This is a genomic window from Streptomyces changchenzhani (assembly GCF_039766235.1).
Lineage (GTDB): Bacteria > Actinomycetota > Actinomycetes > Streptomycetales > Streptomycetaceae > Streptomyces.
In genome coordinates this window covers 292,561-306,983 of the sequence record NZ_JBDHNH010000010.1, presented here as the reverse complement: position 1 = coordinate 306,983, position 14,423 = coordinate 292,561, and the positions used below count along the sequence as shown (strand labels likewise).

The following is a 14,423-nucleotide window of genomic DNA, read 5'->3' as shown; positions in this document are numbered from 1 at the left end:
CTCAGGCCTCCGGGATCTCGAACTTGGAGGTGCGCTCCAGGCCGGCCGCGCGGCCCTTGCCGGAGACGACGAGCGCCATCTTGCGGCTGGCCTCGTCGATCATCTCGTCACCGAGCATCGCGGAGCCCTTCCTGCCGCCGGCCTCGGACGTGCAGTAGTCGTACGCGTCGAGGATCAGCTCGGCGTGGTCGTAGTCCTCCTGGGACGGCGAGAAGACCTCGTTGGCGGCCTCGACCTGGCCGGGGTGCAGCACCCACTTGCCGTCGAATCCCAGGGCCGCCGCGCGGCCCGCGACCTCGCGGTACGCGTCCACGTCACGGATCTGCAGGAAGGGACCGTCGATCGCCTGGAGGTCGTGCATACGGGCGGCCATCAGGATGCGCATCAGGATGTAGTGGTACGCGTCGGCGCCGTAGCCGGGCGGCTGCATGCCGACGACCAGGGTCTTCATGTTGATCGACGCCATGAAGTCGGCCGGGCCGAAGACGATGGTCTCCATCCGCGGCGAGGCGGCGGCGATCTCGTCGACGTTCACCAGGCCCTTGGCGTTCTCGATCTGCGCCTCGATGCCGATCTTGCCGACCTCGAAGCCCATCGTCTTCTCGATCTGAGTCAGCATCAGGTCGAGGGCGACGATCTGCTGGGCGTCCTGGACCTTCGGCAGCATGATGCAGTCGAGGTTCTGGCCCGCGCCCTCGACGACCGTGACGACATCGCGGTACGTCCAGTGGGTGGTCCAGTCGTTGACCCGCACGACCCGGGTCTTGCCCGTCCAGTCACCGTTGTTGAGCGCGTCGACAATGGTGTGCCGGGCGCCTTCCTTGGCGAGCGGCGCGCACGCGTCCTCCAGGTCGAGGAAGACCTGGTCGGCAGGCAGACCCTGGGCCTTCTCCAGGAAGCGGGGGTTGGACCCCGGTACGGCGAGACAGGAACGGCGCGGGCGCAGGCGGTTGGCGGGCGTGGTCATGCGGGGACCTCCAGAGGGTCGAGCTTGTTCGCTTTCCGGATCTCGTCGACGATACGGCCGATGATCTCCGTGATACCGAAGTCCTTGGGTGTGAAGACCGCGGCGACACCTGCCTTCTTCAGGGCCTCGCCATCGGCGTTGGGGATGATGCCGCCGACGATGACGGGTACGTCCCAGGCGCCGGCGGCGCGCAGCCGCTCCAGCACGTCGGGCACCAGCTCGGCGTGCGAGCCGGACAGGATGGACAGGCCCACGCAGTGCACGTCCTCGTCGATGGCGGCGGCCACGATCTCCTCGGGGGTGAGCCTGATGCCCTGGTAGACCACCTCGAAGCCCGCGTCGCGGGCCCGTACGGCGATCTGCTCGGCGCCGTTGGAGTGCCCGTCGAGGCCGGGCTTGCCGACCAGCAGGCGCAGCCGGCCCGAGCCCAGCTCGTCCGCGGTGCGCGTCACCATGTCCCGTACCGCGGCCAGTGGCGTCCCGCGCTCGGCGGTGACCGCCACCGGCGCGCTGGACACCCCGGTGGGCGCTCGGAACTCGCCGAAGACGTCGCGCAGCGCCCAGGACCACTCGCCGGTGGTGACGCCCGCGCGGGCGCACTCGACGGTGGCGGCCATCAGGTTGCCGGTGCCGGCGGCGGTGGCCTTGAGGGCGGCCAGGGAGTCCTGCGCGCGGCTTTCCTCGCGGTTGTCGCGCCACTCGTGGAGAGCGGCGACGACGCGGGCCTCGTTGGCGGGGTCGACCGTCATGATCGCGGTGTCGAGGTCCGCGGTGAGCGGGTTGGGCTCGGTCGACTCGTAGCAGTTGACGCCGACGATCTTCTCGTCGCCGCCCTCGATCCGGGCCCGCCGCTCGGCGTGCGAGGACACGAGCTGCGACTTGAGGTAGCCCGACTCGACGGCCGCCATCGCGCCGCCCATCGCCTCGATGCGGTCGATCTCGGCGAAGGACTCCTCCACCAGGGACTGCACCTTGGCCTCGATGACGTGCGAGCCCTCGAAGATGTCCTCGTACTCAAGCAGGTCGCTCTCCAGGGCGAGGACCTGCTGGATGCGCAGCGACCACTGCTGGTCCCAGGGGCGGGGGAGCCCCAGGGCCTCGTTCCAGGCCGGCAGCTGCACGGCACGCGCGCGTGCGTCCTTGGAGAGGGTGACGGCCAGCATTTCGAGGACGATGCGCTGGACGTTGTTCTCCGGCTGGGCCTCGGTCAGACCCAGCGAGTTGACCTGCACGCCGTAGCGGAAGCGGCGCTGCTTTTCGTTCTCGATGCCGTACCGCTCGCGCGTGATCCTGTCCCAGATGCGGCCGAAGGCCCGCATCTTGCACATCTCCTCGACGAAGCGGACACCCGCGTTGACGAAGAAGGAGATCCGCGCGACGACGTCGCCGAACTGCTCGGGCGGCACCTGCCCGCTGTCCCGCACCGCGTCGAGCACGGCGACGGCCGTGCTCATCGCGTACGCGACCTCCTGGACCGGCGTGGCGCCCGCCTCCTGGAGGTGGTAGCTGCAGATGTTGATCGGGTTCCACTTGGGGAGGTTGGCCACCGTGTACGTGATCATGTCGGTGGTCAGCCGCAGGCTGGGCACCGGCGGGAAGACGTGCGTCCCGCGCGACAGGTATTCCTTGACGATGTCGTTCTGCGTCGTCCCCGACAGCTTGGTGATGTCGGCGCCCTGCTCCTCGGCGACCACCTGGTACATCGCGAGCAGCCACATGGCCGTCGCGTTGATGGTCATCGAGGTGTTCATCTGCTCCAGCGGGATGTCCTGGAACAGCCGCCGCATGTCGCCGAGATGGGACACCGGGACCCCGACCCGGCCCACCTCCCCGCGCGCGAGGATGTGGTCCGGGTCGTAGCCGGTCTGCGTCGGCAGGTCGAAGGCGACCGAGAGACCGGTCTGGCCCTTGGCGAGGTTGTTGCGGTACAGCTCGTTGGACGCCTCGGCGGTCGAGTGACCGGCGTACGTCCGCATCAGCCAGGGCCGGTCCTTCTTGCGTTCAGTCATTACACATTCCTGAAGCGGTTGATCGCGTCGAGGTGCTCGGCACGCTTCTCCTCGTCGCGCACGCCCATCCCCTCGCGGGGCGCCAGCGCCAGGACGCCGACCTTGCCCTGGTGGAGGTTGCGGTGGACGTCGTAGGCGGCCTGGCCGGTGTCCTCCAGGGAGTACACCTTCGACAGGGTGGGGTGGATCTTGCCCTTGCCGACGAGGCGGTTGGCCTCCCAGGCTTCGCGGTAGTTGGCGAAGTGCGAGCCGACGATCTTCTTCAGTGACATCCACAGGTAGCGGTTGTCGTACTCGTGGTTGTACCCGGAGGTCGACGCGCAGGTGACGATGGTGCCGCCCTTGCGGGTCACGTAGACGCTGGCGCCGAAGGTCTCGCGGCCCGGGTGCTCGAAGACGATGTCGACGTCCTCGCCGCCGGTGAGTTCACGGATGCGCTTGCCGAAGCGCTTCCACTCGCGCGGGTCCTGGTTGTGCTCGTCCTTCCAGAACTTGTAGCCCTCCGCGTTGCGGTCGATGATCGCGTCGGCGCCCATCCTGCGGCAGATCTCCGCCTTCTGGTCGCTGGACACGACGCAGATGGGGTTGGCGCCGCCGGCCAGGGCGAACTGGGTGGCGTAGGAGCCGAGACCGCCGCTGGCGCCCCAGATCAGCACGTTGTCGCCCTGCTTCATACCGGCGCCGTTGCGGGAGACGAGCTGGCGGTACGCCGTCGAGTTGACCAGGCCGGGCGCGGCGGCCTCCTCCCAGCTCAGGTGGGGTGCCTTGGGCATCAGCTGGTTGGACTTGACGAGCGCGATCTCGGCGAGACCGCCGAAGTTGGTCTCGAAGCCCCAGATGCGCTGCTCGGGGTCGAGCATCGTGTCGTTGTGGCCGTCGGAGCTTTCCAGCTCGACGGACAGGCAGTGCGCGACGACCTCGTCACCCGGCTTCCAGGCATTGACGCCAGGACCGGTACGCAGCACGACGCCGGACAGGTCGGAGCCGATGACGTGGTACGGGAGGTCGTGGCGCTTGCTGAGGTCGCTGAGCCTGCCGTATCGCTCCAGGAAGCTGAAGGTGGACACGGGCTCGAAGATCGAGGTCCAGACGGAGTTGTAGTTGACCGAACTGGCCATGACGGCCACCAGGGCCTCACCAGGACCGAGTTCGGGCACCGGCACGTTCTCCACATGGAGGGACTTGCGCGGGTCCTTGTCCCGGCTGTCGACGCCGGCGAACATGTCCGCCTCGTCCTTGTGCACGGTCACCGCGCGGTACGACTCGGGGATGGGCAGCGCTGCGAAGTCTGCGGCAGTGCCCGCGGCGGAGCCGCTGTTCGATTCGGTCGACGCCACAATGGCGTCCAGGATTTCCTTCACGGTGTTGCCTCCGGCGGGTGGGGTCTCCCCTTTTCGAGCGCAGCCGAGAACTTGGGGAAGTTGAGGGAAACGCTCTTGAGGGATACGTCGGGGTGCTGTGGAGGTGTGCCGTCGGTTCGGCGGTCGTGCGGTTTCGGCGGCGCGGGTAGCGCGGGAGGTTGCCTGTGACGCAGGCGTCCGGGCACACAAACACGTGGCTTGCGGGGACAACCGGCGTACGAAAGGTCTCTGCACGCCGGCCGCCCGGACAACATCAACGTATGACACCCCGTGTCACCTGACAAGGCACTGAGTGCCAACAATTTCTCTCAGATGTCACCTGGGTGGCACACCTGAGCAATGTCGGGAGCTTAGAGGGGTGGATTTGGGATATTTCGTGCCCCGCCCGGATCGGGGAGGGGCACAGGAGGAAGGGGCGGGCCCGAGATCGGTGCGGCGAGCATAAGGGCGCCGTGCGGGCCCTGCATGTCGGCGGCGGCCTCTCCGGGGGCGATGGCGCCCGGCCGGAGCCCCCAGGGCCGTCAGTGGTTCTTGAGGGCTTCCTCGATGGTGCGCATGACCTCGTCCAGCGGGGCGTCCGTGCGGGCCACCGTCACCAGGACGTCGCCGCTGCGGCTCACCGACGCGGCCGGCGCGGGCTTGGCCCGGGCGGCCGTACGGCCCGCGCCGATGCCCGTACCGAAGGTGTCGCGCACGATCGCGAACGCGTGGTCCAGCTGGGTTTCCACGTCGCCCTGGCCGCCCGCCCGCAGCCAGCGCCGCAGCACATGGTTGTGCGCCGTCACCACGGCGGACGCGGCCACCTCCGCGAGCAGCGGGTCGTCGTTGTCGTCGCGGTGGTCGTCCTCGTCGAAGTGGCCGAGGAGATAGCGGGTGAACAGCCGCTCGTAACGGGCCACCGAGGCGATCTCCGCCTCGCGCAGGGTCGGTACCTCGCGAGTGAGCTTGTAGCGCGCCACCGACACCGCGGGGGAGGCGGCGTACATCCGCATGACTTCCTTGATGCCCCGGCAGACCGTGTCGAGCGGATGCTCGTGCGGGGACGCCGCGTTGAGGACCGCCTCCGCCCGCACCAGCGTGTCGTCGTGGTCCGGGAAAATCGCTTCTTCCTTGGAGCGGAAGTGCCGGAAGAAGGTCCGCCGGGCCACTCCGCCGGCGGCGGCGATCTCGTCGACGGTTGTTGCCTCGTACCCCTTGGTGGCGAACAGCTCCATCGCCGCGGCCGACAACTCCCGGCGCATCTTCAGCCGCTGCGCCGCCGCACGACTGCCGGCGGCGCTCTCGGGCGCGTCGGGGGCGCCGTTCGTTCGGGACGGCCGTCTGGGGGAGTCAGCGGGCTGGGACATGCCCCGAACGTACTGCATCTGCGCAGGAGAGCGCGCCTGTGGGTGCGGGCCGCCGCCGGGGTCCAGCAGCCCGCCCCACCCTGCCACGCCCGCCTGCTCAGCGTCCGGCATACTCCCGGAAGCCGCGGCCGGTCTTGCGGCCGAGACAGCCCGCCGCCACCAGATGCTCCAGCAGCGGGGCGGGCGCCAGGCCCGGGTCGCGGAACTCTCGGTGCAACACCTGCTCGATGGCGAGCGAGACATCAAGACCGACGACGTCGAGGAGCTCGAAGGGGCCCATCGGATAGCCGCCGCCCAGCTTCATCGCGGCGTCGATGTCGTCGATGGTCGCGTAGTGCTCCTGGACCATCTTGATCGCGTTGTTCAGGTACGGGAAGAGCAGCGCGTTCACGATGAACCCGGCCCGGTCCCCGCAGTCCACCGGGTGCTTGCGGATCTTCGCGCACACCTCGTGGGCCGTCGCGTGGACCGCGTCGGAGGTGAGGACCGTACGGACCACCTCGACCAGCTTCATCGCGGGCGCCGGGTTGAAGAAGTGCATCCCGATGACGTCCTGCGGGCGCGAGGTGGCGCGGGCGCAGGCGACGACGGGCAGTGAGGACGTCGTGGTGGCGAGCACCGCCCCCGGCTTGCAGATCTTGTCGAGCGTCGCGAAGAGCTGCTGCTTGACCTCCAGGTCCTCGGCGACGGCCTCCAGGGCCAGGTCGACGTCGGCGAAGGCGTCGAGGGACCCGGCCGGGGCGACCCGGTCCAGTGCCGCCTCGCGCGCCTCGGCCGTCATCCTGCCCTTGTCGACAGAGCGCGAAAGAGACTTGGCGATACGGGCCTTGGCCTTCTCTGCCTTCTCCAGACCGCGCGCCGCGAGCACCACGTCGTAACCGGCCTTCGCGAAGACCTCCGCGATGCCCGACGCCATGGTCCCCGACCCGGCGACGCCCACCGAGCGCACCTCGCGGCCCGGCGTCGCCCCCGCGTCCTCGCGCGGGGTGAGGGTGTCGGGCACCACGTCCGCGCTGCCCGATGCCTCGTACGTGTAGAAACCGCGCCCGGACTTGCGGCCGCTCAGCCCGGCCTCACTGAGCTGCTTGAGGACGGGGGCGGGCGCGTGCAGCCGGTCGTGGGACTCGGAGTACATCGCGTCGAGCACGGTACGGGCCGTGTCGATGCCGATCAGGTCGAGCAGCGCCAGGGGGCCCATCGGCAGGCCGCAGCCCAGCTTCATCGCGGCGTCGATGTCCTCGCGGGATGCGTACTTGGCCTCGTACATCGCGGCGGCCTGGTTGAGATAGCCGAAGAGCAGGCCGTCGGCGATGAAACCGGGCCGGTCGCCGACCGCGACCGGCTCCTTGCCCAGCTCACGCGCGAGCGCCGTGACCGCGTCGACCGCCTGCGGCGCGGTCAGCACCGATGAGACGACCTCGACGAGCTTCATCGCGGGCGCCGGGTTGAAGAAGTGCATCCCCAGGACGCGCTCGGGGTGCGCGGAGTCGGCGGCCAGGCGGGTCACGGACAGTGCGTTGGTGCCGGTCGCCAGGATCGTGGTGGGGCGCACGATGGAGTCGAGGGCGCGGAAGACCTGGTGCTTGGCCTCGTACGTCTCGGGCACGACCTCGATCACCAGGTCGGCGTCCGCCGCCGCCTGGAGGTCGGAAAACGTACGGAACCGGGCGAGGGCGTCGCGCCGCTCCTCCTCGGTGATGCGCCCGCGCCGCACGGCGCGGGCGGTCGAGGCGTCCAGCGCGGCGACGGCCTGCTGAGCGGCGGTGTCGCTGATGTCGATGCCGATGACTTCACGGCCGGCGCGGGCCAGGACCTCGATGATGCCGGTGCCCATGGTGCCGAGGCCGATCACGGCGACGGTTTGGAGGGGGCCGGGGCTGGGCGGGGTGGACTGACGGTCCATCGCGGGACTCCAGTGCATGAGTGACGACTGAGGGGGAGCACGCGGACGCCGATGTCCGGTACGCCGAAGGGCGCACCGCGCGGCGAGGTTGCGTGCGGAGTTCGCGTGCGAGAGGCGCATGCGAGAAGTGCGTGCCGTGCTGCGGGGCCGACGGACTCTGTCCCGAGGTCGCGTCGTAAGCGAAAAGCCGAACCGACAAAGCACTCGCGACGGCTGCGTCACCAGGCCGTCATGAGATCTACCAAGCAGCGGGGGATTGCCCGCTCAATTGAGGGTAACTGGCGAGTAACGAGCGCGCCAGCCCTGGCCGGGTGTGATCTGGGACGCCGTGACGAGACGGACACGGCCCGTGTGCGGCGCGGATACGCTGGCGGACATGGACGAGGAATTACGGTCGCTCGCGGGCCGGGTACGTGGCGAAGCAGGGACATCGGCCGAACAGGTCGCCTACGAGCGGCTGCTCGCCACCGAGGACCAGGACGAATTGGCCGGCGTGCTCGTCGAGACCCAGCGGCCCCTGTGGGCGCGGGAGGTCGCCGCCTTCCGGCTCGGCTGCGCGGGGGACCGGCGGGCGTTCGAGACGCTGGTGCTGCTCCTCAACCACCGGGAACCCCAGCGATGCGCGTCCGCGGCGTACGCGCTGGCGCGGCTTGGCGACCCGCGCACCGCCCGCGCCGCCGCCGCGCTCGCGACCAACGGGCTGCGCACCGCGTACGCGCTGCACCCGGTGCGGTTGCTGACCGAACTGCGGGCGCCCGAGACCGTACCGGCGCTGATCGCGACCCTGCGCGGGCTGCTCAAGCCGCACGAACCGAACTGGCGGGTGGCGCTGGCCTGCGTCGAGGGCTTGGGGCAGCTGCGCGACAAACGGGCCAGGCCGGTGCTCGAAGCGGCCCTGGATCACCCGAGGCTGACAGCGGCGGCGTCCGCCGCGCTCAGTCGCCTCACGTAGCGCACCTCGGGTACCGAAACGCCGTCGAGCTCGAAGGGCTCCTCCGTCCCGTCGAACGCGAAGCCCGCCTTCTCGTAGAAGCGGCGGGCGCGGGCGTTCTCCGCGAGGACCCACAGGAAGATGCGCGGGAAGCCGTCGCGGGCCGCGCGGGCCAGCATCTCCGCCAGCAGGGCGCGGCCGGCGCCGGTCGAGTGCTGCTCGGGCAGGACGTAGATGGCGTACAGCTCGGCGTCCACGGCCGGCTCCCGATGCGGAGGGGGCGCGTCCGCGTCCTCGCGGTACGGGCCGTAGCAAGCCCAGCCGATCACCCGGCCGTCGCGCTCGGCGACGATGTTGCCGACCGCGCCGCCGTCCCCGGTGAGCCGCGCGCGGCGCCGGGCGGCGTCCGCCTCGACGCTCATCGCGTCGAGGTGCCGCTGGGGGACCATCCCGACGTACGCGCTCTGCCAGCCGCGCACCCGCACGGTGGCGACGGCCTTGCAGTCGTCGATGGTCATGTCCCGCAGGTGTACGCCGTTCATGGAACCGCACCCTAGCCAGGGCGGGGCTGCCGGGCACCCGCATTTTCGCGCGGTGGCGGCCCGTGGGTGCGGGGCGAAGGCTTCCCCGCACCCACGGGCCGGCTACCGGCTGCTTGTGACGTCAGCCGCGGAAGCCGATCAGGCCGTGCAGCGTGCTGCCCTTCGACGTGTCCGGCCGCGCCGCGCGCGCACCCGACTCGGCAGGAAGCGGTTTGGGGTCGGGCTGCGTTTTGCAGACCGCGTCCGCGTCACCGCCGCCGCTCGCGCGCGGGACCTTGCCCGTGGCGAGATAGTCCGTCAGGTACCGGTCGAGGCAGGCGTTTCCGCTCAGCGCGATGCCGTGATTGCCGCCGCCCTCCTCGACGACCAGGCTGGAGCCGCGCAGGGCGCGGTGGACGGTGACTGCGCCCTCGAACGGTGTGGCCGCGTCGTCGGTTGCCTGGAAGAGCAGCGTCGGCGGCAGCTTGTGGTTGCGTACGCTCGGCGGCTCCAGCGAGTCCGTGGGCCAGAAGGCGCACGGCGCGTTGTACCAGGCGTTGTACCAGGTGGAGAAGGGTGCCTTGGCGTGCACCGTCCAGTTGTCGTGGCGCCAGGTGTGCCAGTCGCGTGGCCACGGCGCGTCCCGGCACTCCACCGAGGTGTAGACCGAGTACCCGTTGCCGCCGGCTGCGTCGACGGCCGCGAAGTTCCCGAAGGCCGCGACCAGCGGCCCGGAGTCCTTGTCGTTCACGTACGACGCGAACGCCTCGGCGAGATACGGCCAGTAGCCGTTGAAGTAGCCGCCGGGCAGGAAGGTGTCCTCCAGCTCGGCCGGGCCGACCTTCTTGCCCGCCGGGCTCTTCTTGACCGCCGCCCGCATCGCGTACCACTTGGCCTCGACCTTCGCCGGGTCGCTGCCGAGCTTGTACGCCGTGTGGTGTGTGGCGACCCAGGCGGCGAACGCCTTGTGCCGGGTGTCGAACGCGTAGTCCTGCGCGAGGTTGGCGTCGTACCAGACGTCCGTCGGGTCGACGATGCTGTCGAGCGCCAGGCGCCGTACCCGCTCCGGGAAGAGCTTCGCGTACACGGCGCCGAGGTAGGTGCCGTAGGAGTAGCCGAAGTAGTTGATCTGCTGGGCGCCGAGTGCCTGGCGGATGACGTCCAGGTCGTTGGCGGCGCTCACCGTGTCGATGTGGGGGAGGAGGTCCCCGTACTTCTTGCCGCAGGCGTCCGCGAAGGCCTTGGCCCTGGCCAGATTGGCCCGCTCGTCCTTCTCGGTGGAGGGCACCGAGTCGGGGCGTACGGGGGAGAAGTGCCCGGTGCGGCAGTTCAGGGCGGGCTTGCTCTTGCCCACGCCACGCGGGTCGAAGCCGATGACGTCGTACTGCGCGGCGAGCTTCTTGGGCAGCGCGGACGACACGAACCCGGCCATCGAGAGCCCGCTGCCACCGGGGCCGCCCGGGTTCACCAGGAGCGGGCCCTGGAAGGTCTTCGCCGTGTGCTTGACGCGCGACAGAGCCAGGGTGATCTTTCTGCCGCCCGGGTCCGTGTGGTCGAGGGGCACTTCGACCGAGGAGCACTCCAGCTTCGGATACTTCGTGGTGGCGCAGCCGGTCCACTTGAGTGCGGCGCGCGGTGCGGCGGAGCCGGCCTGGTCGGTGGCGCCCGCGGACGGTACGGCCGTAATCATTCCGGCCACCGTCGCGGACACGGCGAACAGAATTCCTGCGCGTTTTTTCACTTGGCCTCCCAGTGTGGAGAGATGGCGGCTGTGAGCGATACAGCCCCGGCCGAATCGTGCCCGAAAAAGCGCACGTAAGGAGCTGTTCCGGCCGTTTTATGATGGGCGTGGCGTCAGAGCAGGGTGAGCTGGGTGGGGCCGGCTCGGGTCGCTCAGCCCTGGGAACGCGTCGGGGGACTCCGGGACCCGATGGGCCTATCCCGAACTCCGTTGCCGGTTCGTGCACTTGGCGGGTGACCCCCCGGTAGGGGCGGGGGTTTCAGCCGGATTGTTCCAGCGCAGGTGCGCCTGCCCGGTACCAGGAATCTCGGAATGGAGCACCTGTTCCCTTCTTTGCCGCAACCCCGATTATGGGCGGTCGTACCGGAGGTGGTTGGGTAAGCCGCACCCCCGAAAATCGAGTGCTGGAGGAACAGGCATGGCGCAGGTCGAGGCCACGACGGAGCGAATCATCGCGGCGGATGCGGAGGCGGTGTTCGATGCGCTGGCCGACTACCGCGCCACGCGCGCGAAGGTCCTGCCCGAGCACTTCAGTGAGTACGAGGTGCGCGAGGGCGGCGACGGCGAGGGCACCCTCGTTCATTGGAAGCTCCAGGCCACCAGCAAGCGCATCCGTGACTGCCTGCTCGATGTGACTGAGCCGACCGACGGTCAGCTCGTCGAGAAGGACCGCAACTCGTCCATGGTCACCACCTGGACCGTCACCCCGGCCGGCGAGGGCAAGTCCAAGGTGGTCGTCACCTCCGTCTGGGACGGCGCCGGCGGTATCGGCGGGTTCTTCGAGCGGACCTTCGCGCCCAAGGGCCTCGGTCGGATCCACGACGCACTCCTCGCCAACCTCGCAGCCGAGGTGGAGAAGAAGTAGCCCCCGCCAGCGGCCGCCGGCCTCCGCCGTCATCCCTCCGGGGTTGACGCGCTCTCACCGGAACGAGTGGTCTTCCGTACCGGCCGGTTGTGCGCCGTACGTGCTCCCACCGGGGACGGAACCGCCCGCGTACGCCTCCCACGTCAATCGTCTGACTTGCTCCCAGTTGTCGCGTAATGCGAAAAATGGGCGGCGCAGGTGTCACGGCGCGTGTGTGACGAGGGGAGCAGTACGTGGGCGGGACCACTCTGACGAAGGACGGGCAGGCCACACAGTGGCCCGCTCCCGAACCGGCCGTGGGGGCGGCGCCCCCGCCGCCCGGCGTCCTGGGGACAACTCCGGTTCAGGCCGAGCCGCTCAGCCCACGCCGTATCCGGCTGGTCTTCTGCGGGCTGATGCTCGCGCTGCTGCTCGCGGCGCTGGAGCAGATGATCGTCGCCACCGCCCTGCCGAAGATCGTCGGCGAACTCCAGGGCCTGGACCGGATGTCGTGGGCGATCACCGCCTATCTGTTGACCTCCACGATCGGCCTGCCGATCTACGGAAAGCTGGGCGACCTCTTCGGCCGCAAGGGCATCTTCCAGTTCGCGATCGTCGTGTTCATCGTGGGCTCGGCACTGGCCGGCTGGTCGCGCACCATGGACCAGCTCATCGCCTTCCGCGCCATCCAGGGCATCGGCGCGGGCGGCCTCATGATCGGCGTCCAGGCGATCATCGCGGACATCGTGCCGCCCAGGGACCGCGGCCGTTTCATGGGTCTCATCGGCGCCGCGTTCGGCCTCGCGTCCGTCGCGGGACCGCTGCTCGGCGGCTTCTTCACCGACCATGCCTCCTGGCGCTGGTGCTTCTACATCAATGTGCCCTTCGGCCTGGTCACCATGGCCGTGATCGCTGTTGTGCTCAAGGTCCCCAAGCCCACCGTGCGGCCGCGGCTCGATGTGCTCGGCGCGATCCTGCTCGCCGCCGCCTCCACCTGCCTCGTCCTGCTGACCAGTTGGGGCGGTACGGAGTACGACTGGGACTCGCGCGTCATCCTGGGTCTCGCCGCGGGCGCCGCCGGAACGACGCTGCTGTTCATCGTCGTTGAGCACCACGCACCCGAACCGCTGATTCCGCTGCGGCTGTTCCGCGACTCGATCTTCAACATCACCGGTCTGGTCGGCGCTGTCGTCGGCATCGCGCTCGTCGGCGCCGCCAGCTATCTGCCGACCTTCCTTCAGATGGTCGACGGCGCGAGCGCCACCGAGTCAGGGCTGCTGATGCTGCCGATGATGGGCGGCGTCGTCGTCGCCTCGATCGTCTCCGGACAGCTCATCAGCCGCACCGGCCACTACCGGATCTACCCCGTCATCGGCGGGGCGTGCTCCGCGCTCGGCATGTGGCTGCTGTCCCGCCTCGAAGTCGACACCTCGCGGCTGCACTACAGCATCTGGATGGCTGTCCTCGGCATCGGCATCGGTCTGGTCCTGCCGGTGCTGGTCCTCGCCGTGCAGAACTCGGTGCACCCCGCGGACCTCGGCACGGCAACGAGCGCCAACACCTACTTCCGGCAGATCGGCGGCAGCGTCGGCGCGGCCGTCTTCGGCACGCTCTTCGCGGGACGGCTCACCGACGCCCTCGCCGACAGGCTGCCCGCCGGCGCGGGCCTGCCCGATCCGGCGGGCATCACCCCGCAACTGGTGCACGCCATGCCGCCCGCCCTGCGTGACGCCTACATCGAGGCGTACGCCGAGGCCATGCCGCGGATCTTCCTCTACCTCGTGCCGGTGCTCGTGCTCGGCCTGCTCATCGCCTGCTTCCTCAAGGAGAAACCGCTGGTGTCCCACAACGCCCCCACGGCCGAGCCCACGGCCGAGCACGCCGCCGTCCCCGCGGCCCGCATCACCGCGCCCTATCTGTCGGGCGTCCCGGTCTGCGGCACCGTCCAGCACCACGACGGCAGCACCGTCCCACGCGCCGCCCTCACGCTCATCGATGTGACGGGACGCCAGGTCGGGCGCGGCGCGAGCGGTGACGACGGGCGGTACGCGATGAGCGTGCCGGGAGCCGGGGCGTACGTCCTGATCGCGGCGGCCGGGGGGCACCAGCCGCAGGCGGTCACCGTCACGGTCGGCGAACGGACCGTCGACCTCGATGTGGTGCTCGGCGGCGCGGGCCGGCTCTCCGGGGTCGTCCTCACGGCGGACGGCAGCCCGGTGCGGGACGCCGCGGTGACCCTCACCGACGTACGCGGCGATGTCGTCGCCTCCACGCGCACCGGGCGCGAGGGTGGTTACGTGATTACCGAGCTGGTGGCGGGGGAGTACACCCTGGCCGCGAGCGCCCCCGCGTTCCGCCCCGCCGCGCTCCCGGTGAGCGTGCAGGCCGCGCGTGAGACCCGGCAGGACATCGAGCTGGCGGGCGGCGCGGTGCTGCGCGGCACGGTACGGGCCAGTGCGGGCCGGCCGGTCGAGGACGCCAGGGTGACCCTCCTGGACGCCGCGGGCAATGTCGTGGACACCCTGACCACGGGCCCCGACGGGACCTTCCGCTTCGTCGACCTGTCGTCCGGCGAGTACACGGTGATCGCCGCGGGATACCCGCCGGTGGCCACCGTGCTTCAGGTCGCCGGTGGCGGACGTACCGAACGTGATCTCCAACTGGGCCACGAGGACTGACCTTTACGCGGGACCCGGGTCGGCCGACAGGGCCGTACGCGCGGGCGCACGACCTTTTCGGTCGTTGGCTCCCGCGCAGTGGGCCGATGGCCGTACGGTGGTGAGGACGCAGATCCTCGCGG

General features: G+C 70.0%; 10 protein-coding genes. 3 read left to right on the top strand and 7 right to left on the bottom strand.

What is annotated here, in order from left to right; all coding sequences use genetic code 11:
• Position 1: 1 nt before the first annotated feature.
• The 5 genes from ABCR94_RS29865 to ABCR94_RS29845 form a co-directional block, all read right to left on the bottom strand.
• The gene (locus tag ABCR94_RS29865) at positions 2–967 is read right to left on the bottom strand and encodes an HpcH/HpaI aldolase/citrate lyase family protein (protein ID WP_347123513.1); all 966 of its coding nucleotides are present in this window, start codon (positions 965–967) and stop codon (positions 2–4) included.
• Positions 964–2,976, bottom strand: a complete 2,013-nt coding sequence (locus ABCR94_RS29860; protein WP_347123512.1) for an ethylmalonyl-CoA mutase — start codon at positions 2,974–2,976, stop codon at positions 964–966. The genes ABCR94_RS29865 and ABCR94_RS29860 overlap by 4 nt, the downstream gene beginning before the upstream one ends.
• Positions 2,976–4,337 (bottom strand): crotonyl-CoA carboxylase/reductase, encoded by a 1,362-nt coding sequence (ccrA, locus tag ABCR94_RS29855; RefSeq protein ID WP_521978117.1) that lies wholly within the window; start codon positions 4,335–4,337, stop codon positions 2,976–2,978. The genes ABCR94_RS29860 and ccrA overlap by 1 nt, the downstream gene beginning before the upstream one ends.
• Before the next feature lie 521 nt (positions 4,338–4,858).
• Positions 4,859–5,701 (bottom strand): TetR family transcriptional regulator, encoded by an 843-nt coding sequence (locus tag ABCR94_RS29850; protein ID WP_347123510.1) that lies wholly within the window; start codon positions 5,699–5,701, stop codon positions 4,859–4,861.
• Positions 5,702–5,780: 79 nt separating this feature from the next.
• Complete coding sequence (locus tag ABCR94_RS29845) at positions 5,781–7,586, bottom strand: 3-hydroxyacyl-CoA dehydrogenase family protein (protein WP_347123508.1); 1,806 nt, start codon at positions 7,584–7,586, stop codon at positions 5,781–5,783.
• Between the two features lie 376 nt (positions 7,587–7,962).
• Between ABCR94_RS29845 and ABCR94_RS29840 the strand changes: the two genes are divergently transcribed.
• The gene (locus ABCR94_RS29840; protein WP_347123506.1) at positions 7,963–8,538 is read left to right on the top strand and encodes an adenylosuccinate lyase; all 576 of its coding nucleotides are present in this window, start codon (positions 7,963–7,965) and stop codon (positions 8,536–8,538) included.
• Here ABCR94_RS29840 and ABCR94_RS29835 read toward each other — a convergent pair.
• Together ABCR94_RS29835 and ABCR94_RS29830 are read right to left on the bottom strand one after the other, a co-directional pair.
• The gene (locus ABCR94_RS29835; RefSeq protein WP_347123504.1) at positions 8,487–9,059 is read right to left on the bottom strand and encodes a GNAT family N-acetyltransferase; all 573 of its coding nucleotides are present in this window, start codon (positions 9,057–9,059) and stop codon (positions 8,487–8,489) included. The two genes, ABCR94_RS29840 and ABCR94_RS29835, sit on opposite strands and share 52 nt — an antisense overlap.
• Positions 9,060–9,180: 121 nt before the next feature.
• Positions 9,181–10,779 (bottom strand): alpha/beta hydrolase, encoded by a 1,599-nt coding sequence (locus ABCR94_RS29830; protein WP_347123502.1) that lies wholly within the window; start codon positions 10,777–10,779, stop codon positions 9,181–9,183.
• Positions 10,780–11,197: 418 nt separating this feature from the next.
• On the opposite strand from ABCR94_RS29830, the gene ABCR94_RS29825 reads away from it, so the two are divergent.
• Together ABCR94_RS29825 and ABCR94_RS29820 are read left to right on the top strand one after the other, a co-directional pair.
• Positions 11,198–11,644: an SRPBCC family protein gene (locus tag ABCR94_RS29825; RefSeq protein WP_347123501.1), complete on the top strand. Its 447-nt coding sequence runs from the start codon at positions 11,198–11,200 to the stop codon at positions 11,642–11,644.
• Between the two features lie 233 nt (positions 11,645–11,877).
• Positions 11,878–14,301: an MFS transporter gene (locus tag ABCR94_RS29820; RefSeq protein WP_521978112.1), complete on the top strand. Its 2,424-nt coding sequence runs from the start codon at positions 11,878–11,880 to the stop codon at positions 14,299–14,301.
• Positions 14,302–14,423 lie beyond the last annotated feature (122 nt).

What these genes read in the sequence shown, in the direction of transcription:
- ABCR94_RS29865 (WP_347123513.1), bottom strand. Translation starts at nt 967, where the DNA reads ATGACCACGCCCGCCAACCGCCTGCGCCCGCGCCGTTCCTGTCTCGCC.
- ABCR94_RS29860 (WP_347123512.1), bottom strand. Translation starts at nt 2,976, where the DNA reads ATGACTGAACGCAAGAAGGACCGGCCCTGGCTGATGCGGACGTACGCC.
- ABCR94_RS29850 (WP_347123510.1), bottom strand. Translation starts at nt 5,701, where the DNA reads ATGCAGTACGTTCGGGGCATGTCCCAGCCCGCTGACTCCCCCAGACGG.
- ABCR94_RS29845 (WP_347123508.1), bottom strand. Translation starts at nt 7,586, where the DNA reads ATGGACCGTCAGTCCACCCCGCCCAGCCCCGGCCCCCTCCAAACCGTC.
- ABCR94_RS29840 (WP_347123506.1), top strand. Translation starts at nt 7,963, where the DNA reads ATGGACGAGGAATTACGGTCGCTCGCGGGCCGGGTACGTGGCGAAGCA.
- ABCR94_RS29835 (WP_347123504.1), bottom strand. Translation starts at nt 9,059, where the DNA reads ATGAACGGCGTACACCTGCGGGACATGACCATCGACGACTGCAAGGCC.
- ABCR94_RS29825 (WP_347123501.1), top strand. Translation starts at nt 11,198, where the DNA reads ATGGCGCAGGTCGAGGCCACGACGGAGCGAATCATCGCGGCGGATGCG.